Origin of the sequence: Streptomyces sp. NRRL B-24572 (assembly GCF_002156145.1) — a bacterium.
In the GTDB taxonomy this organism is placed as follows: domain Bacteria; phylum Actinomycetota; class Actinomycetes; order Streptomycetales; family Streptomycetaceae; genus Streptomyces; species Streptomyces vietnamensis.
The window spans coordinates 1-12554 of sequence record NZ_MWIG01000618.1 but is presented as its reverse complement, the minus strand read 5'-3'; the positions used below and the strand labels follow the sequence as shown (position 1 = coordinate 12554).

Genomic DNA, 12554 nt, shown 5'->3' with positions numbered 1-12554 from the left:
TCGTCGGCGACGACGACCCGTGCGACACGGTCACCGTCCGCGGCGCTCATGCCGGCACCCGCAACCGCACCGTGAACCCGGGTCCCTCGGGCCCCGCGTCCAGGCTTCCGCCGAGCAGCTCGGCCCGCTCCCTCATGCCGAGCAGCCCGTACCCGGAGCCGGAGGACCCGAGTCCCTCCCCCACCCGCGCATCCTCGTCCGTCCGGGGCGGTCCTGAGTCGCATATCTCCAGGGAGACCTCGTCCGTCCCGTAGGCGAATCGGATTCTGGTCCGGGCGCCCGGGGCGTGCTTACGGACATTGGTGAGAGCTTCCTGTGCGACCCGCCGCACCGCCTGCGAGGCCTCGGCGGGCAGGTCCCGGCGCTCGCCGGTGACATCGACCTCGGCGCGGTCCTCCCGCGCCAACTCCCGCAGATAGTCCTCGACGGGCGCCATGTCCCCGCGCAGGGCCGAGAGTGCGTGGCGGGTCTCGGCGAGGCCCTCCCTGGCCATGGAACGGGCCGAGGTCACGAGCTTGAGGATCTCCGCGCGGTCCGCCCCGGCTTCGATCTGGAGCCGTGCGACCTCCAGGTGCACCATCTGCGCGGAGAGGCTGTGGGCGAGCACGTCATGTATCTCCCTGGCGATCCTGGCCCGCTCGGCGAGCGCCGCCGAGGCGGCCTCCGCCTCGCGGGCGAGCCGTTCCTGGGCGAGCAGCTGGAATCCGGCCCCCCGCGCCTCGGCGTCCAGCCGGAGGGAGTACCCGGCGAGCAGCACGGCCACGGTGGTGACGCCGGCCCCGAGAATCCCGGTCTCGTCGGCCTCCACGAACCCGGCCACGAGAACCGCCACGGTCGCCAGCCCCACGGGGAGCGGCAACCGCTCCATCGCCATGACCGAGACCACGATCCAGATCACCGTCGCAGGCGTCGGGGCGCCCGCCGCATAGGCCCCCAGGCCACAGAGCGCGATCCCCGCGAGCAGTCCCAGCGAGGCCGCCAGACGATGGTCGAGGGTCGTGTGGTGATACCGCAGCGCCGCCACCACGCAGAGGCCGAACCCCAGCGGAGGCAACGGCGCGTACCAGCCGACGAACGCGCCCGAGGTGTAGCAGCCTGTCACCACGAAGACACTCAGACCCGCGATCATGGTGTAGTCGAGGACGATTCGCCCCCGTGGGGAACCGACGCGGGTGAGCGCCTCCCGTGACGGCCAGGAGCGCCATGAGGTGCCGAGCGCCCCCCTGCCACTCGTCCCCGCCGGTTCCCTCACCCTCGCGCCTGCGCCTACGTCCGCATGCGTGACAGTGCTCGTGCCTGTGCTCGCGAATCCTCGATCGCGCTTCTCGCCCGTCATCGTCATCGTCCCCCTCCGACGCTTCAATGCTACGGAGAGTCGCCGACCGTGTGATCGGCCCGTGGGTGGAGCTTGCGGCTCCACCCACGGGTGGAGTTCCTCAGGCGTCGATGCGCGAGCGGTCGAGGGTCGCCGCCGAGCCGGTGATGAACTCCTTGCGGGGCGCCACGTCGTTGCCCATGAGGAGGTCGAAGACCTGCTCCGCCGCGTCCAGGTCGCCGATGTTGATCCGGCGCAGGGTGCGGTGACGCGGGTCCATCGTGGTCTCCGCGAGCTGGTCGGCGTCCATCTCGCCCAGACCCTTGTAGCGCTGGATGGCGTCCTTGTAGCGGACCCCCTTGCGCTGGAACTCCAGGAGGGTCTGCCGCAGCTCGTTGTCCGAGTAGGTGTAGACGTACTTGTCCTGGCCCTTCTTGGGCTGGACGAGCTCGATCCGGTGCAGCGGCGGCACCGCGGCGAAGACGCGTCCCTGCTCGACCATGGGCCGCATGTAGCGCTGGAACAGGGTCAGCAGCAGGCAGCGGATGTGGGCGCCGTCGACGTCGGCGTCGACCAGGAGGACGATCTTCCCGTAGCGGGCCGCGTCGATGTCGAAGGTGCGGCCCGAGCCCGCTCCTATGACCTGGATGATCGCCCCGCACTCGGCGTTCTTGAGCATGTCCGAGACGGACGACTTCTGGACGTTGAGGATCTTGCCGCGAATCGGCAGCAGGGCCTGGAACTCGCTGTTCCGGGCGAGCTTGGCCGTACCGAGGGCGGAGTCTCCCTCGACGATGAAGAGCTCGCTGCGCTCGACGTCGTCGCTGCGGCAGTCCGCGAGCTTGGCCGGCAGCGAGGAGGACTCGAGCGCGGTCTTCCTGCGCTGCGCCTCCTTGTGCTGACGGGCCGCGATCCGGGTCCGCGCCGCGGCGACGGCCTTCTCGAGCACGGCGCGGGCCTGCGCCTTGGCGTCCCGCTTGGTGGAGGTGAGGAAGGCCTTGAGCTCCTTGGCCACCACGTTCGCCACGATCCGGCGAGCGGCGGAGGTGCCGAGGATCTCCTTGGTCTGCCCCTCGAACTGCGGCTCGGCGAGGCGGACCGTCACGACTGCCGTGAGCCCCTCCAGGGCGTCGTCCTTGACGATGTCGTCCTCGGCGACGCGCAGCATCTTGGCCGAGCGCAGCACTTCGTTCACCGTCTTGGTGATGGCCTGCTCGAAGCCGGAGACGTGGGTGCCGCCCTTGGGGGTGGCGATGATGTTGACGAAGGACTTGACCGTGGTGTCGTAGCCGGTGCCCCAGCGCAGGGCGACGTCGACGGCGAGCTCACGGGTGACCTCGGTCGGCGTCATGTGGCCGCGCTCGTCGAGGACGGGGACCGTCTCCTTGAAGGTGCCCTGTCCGGTGAGGCGCTGGATGTCGCAGACGGCCTTGTCCTGCGCGAGGTACTCGCAGAACTCGCTGATGCCCCCGTCGAAGCGGAATGTCTCCTCGCTCTTGCCGATGTCGGCCAGGTCCCGCTCGTCGCGGACGACGATGGTGAGGCCCGGGACGAGGAAGGCGGTCTGCCGGGCGCGCTGGTGGAGCGTCTCCAGGGAGAGCTTGGCGTCCTTGAGGAAGATCTGCCGGTCCGCCCAGTAGCGGATCCGCGTGCCGGTGCGGGTCTTGGGGACGCGCTTGCCCTTGACGAGGCCGTTGGCCGGATCGAAGGGGCTGTCGGGGCCCTGCTCGGTGAAGATGCCGGGGACACCGCGGCGGAAGGAGATCGAGTGGGTCGCGCTGTTCCGGTCGACCTCGACGTCGAGGCGGGCCGACAGGGCGTTGACCACGGAGGCGCCGACGCCGTGCAGACCACCCGACGCCGCGTACGATCCGCCGCCGAACTTTCCGCCGGCGTGCAGCTTGGTCATGACGACCTCGACGCCGGAGAGACCGGTCTTCGGTTCGACGTCGACCGGGATGCCACGGCCGTTGTCCCGGACCTCGACGGAGCCGTCGTCGTGGAGGATGACCTCGATGTGGTCGCAGTAGCCGCCGAGGGCCTCGTCGACCGAGTTGTCGATGATCTCCCAGATGCAGTGCATCAGGCCGCGGCTGTCGGTGGACCCGATGTACATACCGGGGCGCTTGCGGACCGCTTCGAGCCCTTCGAGTACGAGCAGGTGCCGCGCGGTGTAGTTGGAACCGTCACGGTCTGCGGTCAGCAGCGCACTGGACGGCACGGACGTTTCGGCGGTCACGCGGTTCGCTCCTCGCTGAATTTGAAATCTGGCCCCGTGGGGTAAGGCCCGGCGTCGGTCACCGCTCAGAGGGTACCGATGCCTGGTAGAGCCGTTGCCACGCCACCCTCCCGGATTCCTCATGCTAGTCCAGCGTCGCATGGATGTTCGATCCCTCGATGGGGTGACGTGAACATCACGTTCCCTTCCAGGCATGAACCATTTAGGCTCCGGGCACGTCCTCATGAACAACCGGCAACCCGCCGGGAGGGCTAACCGACACAAGCAACGCGAAATCCGTAGAGCGACGCAATACGGCTCATTCGCCGCCAACCGGCAGCAGACAGCCACCTTGGGAAGAAGTTTCAAGGAAAAGCCACGAGCGGGAACGTTTTCGGCCTGGTTGGATGTTGACCCTGGTACGACAGCTCGTCGAGCTAGAGAAGAGGCGACGTGACTACTGTTCTGACCCCCGCGAGCCCCCTGACGGCCGCTGACCGCTGCGACCGCTGCGGCGCCCAGGCATACCTGCGTGTCGTCCTGACCAGCGGAGGTGACTTGCTCTTCTGCGCCCACCACGGACGTAAGTTCGAGCCGGAACTCAAGAAGATCGCCGTTGAGATACAGGATGAGACGGATCGGCTCACCGATGTGCCGGCCCGTACGCAGGGCGAAGACCACGCCTGACGCGCCATCTACGACGAGCCCAGGGCCGGTCGCGCTGATCGGACGACGGGCGGTCACCCCCTCATGTTCAGGGGTGACCGCCCGTTCTCGTACCCCGCGCCCCCCTCCCTGGCTCAGAAGTGCTCGGGAAGCAGCGCCGAGACGCGCGTGTAGACACCCGGGTTCTCCGCCTGCCCACAGCCACTGCCCCAGGACACCAGGCCGACGAGGAGCCCCTTGGCCACCAGCGGACCCCCGCTGTCTCCCTGGCAGGCGTCCTTCCCGCCCTGCGGGTCGCCCGCGCACAGCATCGTCCCGCGCTGGTAGCGGACGCCGAAACCGCCCGGGTACGCCCGCTCGCACGCCGAGTCCGGCAGCACCTGGACGCGCGCCGTCCGCAGCGTGGAGGCGTAGGCCCCGTTGCCGGTCGTGTCACCCCAGCCGTAGACGTCCGCCTCCGTGCCGGGCGCGTACGCCGCGTCTCCCGAGTGGGCGACGCCGATCACGTACGACTGCGGCAGTGCGCTGACCAGCGTCAGCACGGCCAGATCGCCCGAGTTGGTCGTCGGGTCGTAGTCGGGATTGACCCAGGCGTCCGAGATCCGGACCTCCTGGCCCCCCTGCCCGCTCAGCGCCGCACGGCCCGCGATGGCCACGAAGTCGCGCACCTCCCACGGCTCACCGCCGAGGACCTCACGTCCCAGGCAGTGGGCCGCCGTGAGCACCTTGGTCGGGGCGACGACCACACCCCCGCAGAACTGCCCCGCACGCGTACCCCCGAACCGGTCACGGCTGGACAGCGCCACAACCCACGGCGCGTCCGTGATCCGGGCCGGCCGGCCACCCACCACGACGCTGTCGGCGGCGACGGGACCGGCGGTGGCGAGCTGTCCCGCCGCCGCGGTGATCAGGCCCAGAGCACCCGTCAATGCTCGGATGAGGGAACCACGCATGGAGCCTCCTGACTCTCGGGTGATGTCGGTTCACCCAGCGTCCAGCACGTGTCCCCGCCGTGCACCCGCGCAAAGCCGGAGGGCCCGGCTCCCCCTCTCGGGGAACCGGGCCCTTCCGTGTGCCTCTGCGTACCTCGTACGGATCAGTCGAGGTAGTCGCGCAGGACCTGCGAGCGCGACGGGTGACGGAGCTTCGACATCGTCTTCGACTCGATCTGGCGGATCCGCTCTCGCGTCACGCCGTAGACCTTGCCGATCTCGTCCAGCGTCTTCGGCTGGCCGTCGGTGAGGCCGAAGCGCATGGAGACGACGCCCGCCTCGCGCTCGGAGAGCGTGTCGAGAACGGAGTGCAGCTGCTCCTGGAGGAGCGTGAAGCTGACCGCGTCGGCCGGCACGACCGCCTCGGAGTCCTCGATGAGGTCGCCGAACTCGCTGTCGCCGTCCTCACCCAGCGGGGTGTGGAGGGAGATCGGCTCACGGCCGTACTTCTGGACCTCGATGACCTTCTCGGGGGTCATGTCGAGCTCCTTGGCCAGCTCCTCCGGGGTGGGCTCACGGCCCAGGTCCTGGAGCATCTGGCGCTGCACGCGCGCGAGCTTGTTGATGACCTCGACCATGTGCACCGGGATACGGATGGTGCGGGCCTGGTCGGCCATGGCGCGGGTGATCGCCTGACGGATCCACCAGGTGGCGTACGTGGAGAACTTGTAGCCCTTGGTGTAGTCGAACTTCTCGACGGCGCGGATCAGACCCAGGTTGCCCTCCTGGATCAGGTCCAGGAAGAGCATGCCGCGGCCGGTGTAGCGCTTGGCCAGCGAGACCACCAGTCGGAGGTTGGCCTCCAGGAGGTGGTTCTTGGCCCGACGGCCGTCCTCGGCGATGATCTCCAGCTCGCGCTTGAGCTTCGGGGCGAGCTTGTCCGAGTTCGCGAGCTTGTCCTCGGCGAACAGACCGGCCTCGATGCGCTTGGCGAGCTCGACCTCCTGCTCGGCGTTGAGCAGCGGGACCTTGCCGATCTGCTTGAGGTAGTCCTTGACCGGGTCGGCGGTGGCGCCGGCGACGGCGACCTGCTGGGCCGGCGCGTCGTCCTCGTCCTCGTCGGACAGGACGAAGCCCTTGCTCTCGCCCTCGGTCTCCTCGTCCTCACCCTTGCCGGGCGCGACGTCCTCGAGGAGCTCCTCGCCCTCGATGAGCTCGTCGGCGTCCTTCTTGGACGTGGTCTTCTTGGCCGCCGTCTTCTTGGCGACGGTCTTCTTGGCCACCGCCTTCTTGGCGACGGTCTTCTTCGCGGCCGCCTTCTTGGCGGGCGATCCGGCCTCGTCGGCCGGGTCGGTGCCCTCGGCCGCGGCGGCCGTGGAGGCCGAGACGGTGGTCTTCGTCACGGTCGTCCTGGCGGTGACGGTCTTGGTGGCGGTGCGCTTGGCCGGGCTCTTCGCTGCGACGCTCTTGCGGGCGCGCTTCGGCGACTCCGCTGCACTGACCATCAGCGTCACACCCTCTTCCTCGAGGATCTGATTGAGGCTGCGCAGAACATTCTTCCACTGGGTTGGCGGAATCTGGTCAGCTTCGAAGGCCCGACGCACGTCATCGCCGGCGATCTGCCCATCAGCCTTTCCCCGCTCGATGAGCGCCATCACAGACTCGGACTCGGCGATCTCCGGCGGGAGCGTACGGGATGTGCTGGCCGACACGAACAACCTCTCGGAACGATGGAAACGGCTTCCGGCCCCGCCCTGGATCGGGCTGGAGCCGACGACCGTCGACGGGGAATGTGCCGACGGCGCGGGCTGGACCGGGGAACTGCACAGCGCCTCTGTCGGCTGCTGTATTCCTTCCTCGGCTGTCACCTCTTAGGTCATCGCACGGCTCGGAGGAGTGTTACGCCCAATCTTCGTGGCCCGAGTCACACCTCATTTGCGACGAAACGGCCAGTGCGGTCGATCACGGCACATTCGCACCTCCGGAACCCGGGCGCCACCCGGGGAGACCCTGTCGCCCCCCGGGTGGTGCTCGGACCCGGCGGCACGCGGTGCGTGCGCCTCCGCGCTCCTGGCCACGGCCCGCGGGTCAGTGTTCGCGAGGGGCGGGGACGACGCGCTCCACCTCGGGGTGGACCGTGAGCAGCTGCCGCATGGCGTTCTCGGCTCCGTGGGCGTCCCCGGCGCCGAGCGCGTCCACGATCCGGGCGTGGTGGGCCAGGCAGGCCTCGCTCGGCCGGTCACAGCCGGTGGCGGGGCCGCCGGAGACCTGGAGCGCGGCGGCGACGATGCCGGAGAGATGCTCCAGCATGCGGTTCCCGGCCAGCTGGATGAGGAGGGAGTGGAACTCCGTGTCGGCCCGGGAGAAGGTGATGCCGTCGCCCTGGGCGAACGCGTGCCCCATGATCTCGACCATGTCCGCGAGGCGCTGCTGCACGTCCTCGCGGCCGTGCCCGGCGGCGAGGCGGGCGGCGAGGGGCTCGATCGTCCACCGCAGCTCGTTGAGCTCGCGGCGCTGGTCGTCGCGCTGCGGGCCGAAGGCGCGCCACTCGATGATGTCGGGGTCGAGGAGGTTCCAGTCGCTGACGGGCCTGACCCGCGTACCGACGTTCGGGCGGGCGCTGACGAGCCCCTTCGCCTCCAGCACGCGCAGCGACTCGCGCACGACGGTGCGCGAGACCTCGAACCGCTGGCCGATCTCTTCGGGGACGAGCGGACGGTCGGCGCCGAGGTCGCCGGAGACGATCATCTGGCCGAGCTGCTGGACGAGCTGCCCGTGCAACCCGCGGCCCCGGTTGCCGGCGGTCCGGCGGCCGACTCGGCCCAGGTCGGTGTCCACCCCCTCCCAGGCGGGCGGGCCCACACGACCGGCGGTGGGCGCCTCCGGGTAGGGGTAGCGGTCGAGATCGCCCGGGGCGCCGAGGCCTGAGTCGACGGGGCGGGCGGCGGTCATCATGGTGTGCGCAAGGGTACTCACGCATCCTTTGTCGGCGTTGCCTCCGTGACCCTTGAGGTCTTTGGTGAAAAGCACACGAAAGGGTGATCGGCACCCCCTACACAATTGACGATTAATCGGGCATACGCGGCGGATTTCAAGGAAGTTGACGAGGAACCGGAACCTTTAGGTCCGCAAGTGATCACCAACGAGCCCTGCGGCGAAGGCCGGTGAACACATAGGCGCAGAGCAGCCCTGTCAACGTCAGCGAGAGCGCCACCCCCGCGGGCTGTCCGACCACCCGCAGCACCCCCGCGAGCCACCGGTCCAGGGCCGGGGACCACTGCGGTCCCGCGAACTCGCGCAGCCTCGCCGGGAGTCCGGCCGCCGAGCGCACCGACGGCCCGGTCAGCACCTTCTGCAGCAGCGGAACGAAGGCGACCGGCACCGCGAGCACCGCCGCCACCCCGGCCGCGGCGGCCCGGAACACTCCGGCCCCCAGCACCCCGGCCCATGCGCAGCCGACGACCAGACCCAGCCAATTCGCGCAGAGGGTCGGCCAGTTCCTCGGCACGGGGACCAACTCGCCGCCGTGGACGAACCGCAGGGCCGAGAGGTCGACCGCCACGACGAGCACTCCGATCGCAAGGGCCACGACCGCGGCCACGGCGAGTTTCGCGAGCAGCAGGCCCGGCCTGCGGGGCACGGCTCCGCGCCCCGTGGTGAGCGCGGGATAGCGGTACTCCTCGCCGAAGGCGAAGGCGCCGAGCAGCCCGGCGCCGAGGGCCGCGGGTGGCAGCGGGGAGATCGCAGGCCAGCCGGCGAGGACGGCGGGCAGCTCGGCTCGGCCGCCACGGCCGAGGAGCAGGGCGAGCGTCACGGAGACGAGCAGGACGCCGGCCACGACGAGCGGGGTGGAGGGCACACCCAGGAGCCGGTGGACCTCGTACCGCAGCGGGCGCAGGGGTGAGCGCGGAGGCCTCCGGACGGCACCTCGCCGTCCGCCCGCGGTCTCCCGTCCCGCGGCCGCCGGGGGCTGCCCGGCACCCGCCGGCGTGGCGACACGGCTCGCGGAGCTCCCGGCCCCCTCGCCTCCCGAAGCCTGCCACGCATGCCCGGCGGCCACAGCGCCGCCGTCGCCTCCCCTTTCGTCGGCGAGCCGGTGGATCGGTACGCCGTGCCGGAAGGCGGTGTCGCCGACGGCCGCGCAGTCACTGCCGTAGACCGACAGACGATTGCCGTCCTCGGCGACCACCTCGACGGGACGACGGGCGGCCCTGGCCTCCTGGGTCACGACCGCGGCCAGGCGTGCGGCGTGCGGGGTCCGGACGACGACCCGGGGACGCAAGCGGGTACGGGCGAACTCGACGGCCTCCTGGTCCGCGACGAGCCGACCCCCGTCGAGGGTGACGACACGGTCGGCGTTGCGGGCCGCGTCCTTGGGATCCTCCGTGGTGTACAGCACGGTTCCCCCTTCCGCGGCGTGCGCGCGCAACAGCCCGTACAGCCACTCGCTCTCGGGTACGGAGAGACCTGCGGCGGGCTCGTCGAGCAGCAGGGTGTGGGGGGTGCCCAACAGGGCCGAGGCGAGCCCGAGTCGACGATCCGCACCGATCGGCAGGGTGCCGATCCGCCGGCGCTCCAGGCCGGTAAGACCCACGGCCCGCACCAGCTCATCGACCCGTGCGGCAGGGGCTCCCGTGGCGGCGCAGAGCATCCGGAGCTGCCCCCGGAGGGTGCGGGAGGGGTGCCCGGGGACGTCACCGAGGAGCACGCCGACCTCGCGAGGGGGGTGGGCGATGCGGTGCAGCGGCCGGCCGCGGAAGTAGGTGATCCCACGGCCCGGCTCGAGTTCGAGCATGAGCCGGAGCGCGGTGGTCTTGCCGGATCCCCGGGGGCCGAGGAGCGCGGTCACGGCGCCCGGCCGGGCGTCGAAGGTCAGATCGTCCACGGCGGGCGGGCGATCGCGGCGGGGAGTGCTGGTCAGTCCGATTGCCTGGAGCATCGCTTCTCTCGCGGTAGGTGACACCGCTCCGCGGCAGGGCGGCGCTACCGCAGCAAGATAACGCCACATTTCGGACTTTCAGTGCAGGTTTGGCGCCCAGGAGTGCCGGACGCGCACGGCTCTCAGACCTCGGGACGCAGCATCGGCGGGTTGAGAAGAGTGGCCCCACCTGCCCGGAAGAGCTGCGCGGGGCGCCCTCCCTGACGGGTCGTGGTTCCTCCGGCCGGGACCAGGAAGCCGGGCGTGCCGGTCACCTTGCGGTGGAAGTTGCGCGGGTCCAGGGACACGCCCCAGACGGCCTCGTAGACGCGTCGCAGTTCTCCGACCGTGAACTCCGGCGGGCAGAAGGCCGTGGCCAGGGAGGAGTACTCGATCTTGGAGCGGGCACGCTCCACCCCGTCCGCGAGGATCCGGGCGTGATCGAAGGCGAGTGCCCCCGGCCCTCCGTCCTCGGCCGCGGCGGTCTCGTCCTCGCCGAGGAGCTCCTCGACCGGGGCCCAGCGGGCGCTGTTCGCGTCACCGCCCGCACGCGGCGCGGGAAGGTCCGGTGCCAGCGCCAGGTGCGCGACGCTCACCACCCGCATCCGCGGGTCGCGGTCGGGAGCCCCGTATGTGGCCAGCTGCTCCAGGTGTGCGCCGTTGCTCGGTACGGGCGGCGGGGCGGCCGGATCATGGGCGCAGAGGCCGGTCTCCTCGACCAGCTCGCGCGCCGCCGCGGCACCGAGGTCCTCGTCGGCCTGGACGAAACCGCCGGGCAGCGCCCAACGCCCCTGGTACGGCGCCTCTCCTCGCCGCACGACCAGGGTGCACAGTGCGTGGCGCCGCACGGTGAGCACGACCAGATCGACGGTCACGGCGAAGGGAGGGAAGGCCGAAGGGTCGTAGGGAGGCATGCCGCGATCATAGTCGTCTTCCTGACGATAAACACGCCTCGCGGAAGCATCGGCCACGACTTCCTCACCGCGCCGCGGGGCTCCCCTCGTCTCAGCACCCGGCATCTCGTCACACCCCCAGCTGAAGGCCCTCTGCGGCCTCCTCGACCATACCGAGACCCAACCTGCCGACCCGCACGGCGAAGGGTTCGCCGGCGACCACGAGCCCCGACAACCGGATCGCGCCGAGCGGGGCCGAGGCCAGCGGGTGCACCGACACGGACCGGCCCGGCGCATCGGGTCTGATGCCGGCGAGGGCGAGCAGCGCATGGACCGCTCCGGCGGCCGCGACGGCCGCAGGCCGGCACGCCGCCGGGTGAGGCACCGGGCGTCCGCCCGTCGTCCGCTGCTCTCCCGCGTACATCTCGGGGAGCCGATGGGTGAAGGCCTCCGCCGCGTCGAGCAGCCCCCGCAGCAGGGAGGCGGCCTCCTTCTCGTGACCGGCGGCGGCGAGACCGGCCACGGCGACCGCCGTCTCGTGCACCCGTACCGCTCCGGCCCGGTGACCGAAGGGGTTGTGGCCCGGCTCCTTGGTCCCCAGGCTGCGCAGTCCCCAGCCGGAGTCGAGCGCCGGGGTGCCGAGCAGCCTGGCCACCTGTTCGCTCTCCGTCCTGTCCAGGAGGCCGGGTGCGTACCGGCCGCCGCCCAGCAGCCCGGTGTCGAGCAGGTGCGCGGCCCAGCCGCCCAGCTGGGGCCAGGTCCGTCCCTCCGGTGCGCGGGCGACGGCGGGTCGGCCCCCCGCCGGGTCGTCGAGCCAGAACTCTCGCCGGAACCGCTCGCGCAGGGTCCTCGCCGCGTCGCGCAGGGCGTCTCCCCCGGGCCGACCGCAGCCGTCGAGGAGGTCGGCACCGAGCAGGGCGGCGCGGTGCGCGTGTGCCTGGGTCTCGGCCCGCCAGGGCCCGGCGGGCCCCGGGTCCGGCACGAACCCGTCCCGGCCGACTGTACGCCGGAGCCAGTCGAGGCAGCGCTCCGCCACGGGAAGCAGCTCCTCCAGGTCCGCGGACGGGAGCCCCCAGCGGCGGGCCTCGGCGAGCACGGCCGGAAAGGCGAGGGTGGCTTCGATGCCCGTGCAGCGGGGCGGAAGGTGGGGGCCCGCGTCCCTGAGCGGTCCCTGAAGGCGGCCGGACTCGGGTCCACTGCCGGAGAGTTGGGTGCGCCCGAGGGCACGCAGGGTGGTGGCGGCGAGCCGGGTGCCGAGGGGCAAGGACATGCGGGCCGCCCAGAGGGCCTCGGCGGTGGCCGGTCCGCAGCGCCAGGGGACGCCGGCCGCGAGGTACACGTCCGCGGGGTGGGCCGGGTCGCGCTGGAGCAGGGCCCGCAGGTCCTCCACGGAGGCGCGGAGCAGTTCCCCCGGCCTCGGATCGTCGCCCTCGGCGCGGGCCTCGGCAAGGAGGTGGCCGCCGGGCCGCCCGGAGCCCGCACCCGAGGAGGCGGTGGGGCGGGCGGCCCACTCCCCGCGCACGCGCAGCCGGAGTGTGAACGCCGCTCCGGGCGCCAGCTCGGCTTCCCAGCGCAGTACTCCCGCCGCCGCCAGGGAATCCATGGGCGGCGG

At 71.4% G+C, this 12554-nt stretch carries 9 protein-coding genes; 1 reads left to right on the top strand and 8 read right to left on the bottom strand.

The window, feature by feature from the left end; all coding sequences use genetic code 11:
• Positions 1-46 precede the first annotated feature (46 nt).
• Both CCN56_RS31730 and CCN56_RS31725 read right to left on the bottom strand, forming a co-directional pair.
• Positions 47-1129, bottom strand: coding sequence for a sensor histidine kinase (locus tag CCN56_RS31730; RefSeq protein WP_256962282.1), 1083 nt, complete (start codon positions 1127-1129; stop codon positions 47-49).
• A gap of 307 nt (positions 1130-1436) precedes the next feature.
• Complete coding sequence (locus tag CCN56_RS31725; RefSeq protein WP_041131625.1) at positions 1437-3554, bottom strand: type IIA DNA topoisomerase subunit B; 2118 nt, start codon at positions 3552-3554, stop codon at positions 1437-1439.
• Between the two features lie 432 nt (positions 3555-3986).
• On the opposite strand from CCN56_RS31725, the gene CCN56_RS31720 reads away from it, so the two are divergent.
• Positions 3987-4220, top strand: a complete 234-nt coding sequence (locus CCN56_RS31720; protein ID WP_017237643.1) for a hypothetical protein — start codon at positions 3987-3989, stop codon at positions 4218-4220.
• Positions 4221-4333: 113 nt separating this feature from the next.
• On the opposite strand, the gene CCN56_RS31715 is transcribed toward CCN56_RS31720, so the two are convergent.
• The 6 genes from CCN56_RS31715 to CCN56_RS31690 all read right to left on the bottom strand — a co-directional run.
• Positions 4334-5152: a serine protease gene (locus CCN56_RS31715; protein WP_086831345.1), complete on the bottom strand. Its 819-nt coding sequence runs from the start codon at positions 5150-5152 to the stop codon at positions 4334-4336.
• Positions 5153-5295: 143 nt separating this feature from the next.
• Positions 5296-6843: an RNA polymerase sigma factor gene (locus tag CCN56_RS31710; RefSeq protein WP_052499329.1), complete on the bottom strand. Its 1548-nt coding sequence runs from the start codon at positions 6841-6843 to the stop codon at positions 5296-5298.
• 376 nt (positions 6844-7219) lie between these two features.
• Positions 7220-8107, bottom strand: a complete 888-nt coding sequence (locus CCN56_RS31705) for a FadR/GntR family transcriptional regulator (RefSeq protein WP_086831344.1) — start codon at positions 8105-8107, stop codon at positions 7220-7222.
• A gap of 160 nt (positions 8108-8267) precedes the next feature.
• Positions 8268-10070 (bottom strand): ABC transporter ATP-binding protein, encoded by a 1803-nt coding sequence (locus tag CCN56_RS31700; RefSeq protein WP_086831343.1) that lies wholly within the window; start codon positions 10068-10070, stop codon positions 8268-8270.
• Between the two features lie 122 nt (positions 10071-10192).
• The gene (locus tag CCN56_RS31695) at positions 10193-10963 is read right to left on the bottom strand and encodes an NUDIX domain-containing protein (protein ID WP_041131620.1); all 771 of its coding nucleotides are present in this window, start codon (positions 10961-10963) and stop codon (positions 10193-10195) included.
• 109 nt (positions 10964-11072) lie between these two features.
• A partial coding sequence (locus CCN56_RS31690) for a glycogen debranching protein (RefSeq protein ID WP_086831346.1) occupies positions 11073-12554 on the bottom strand: 1482 nt, incomplete at its 5' end.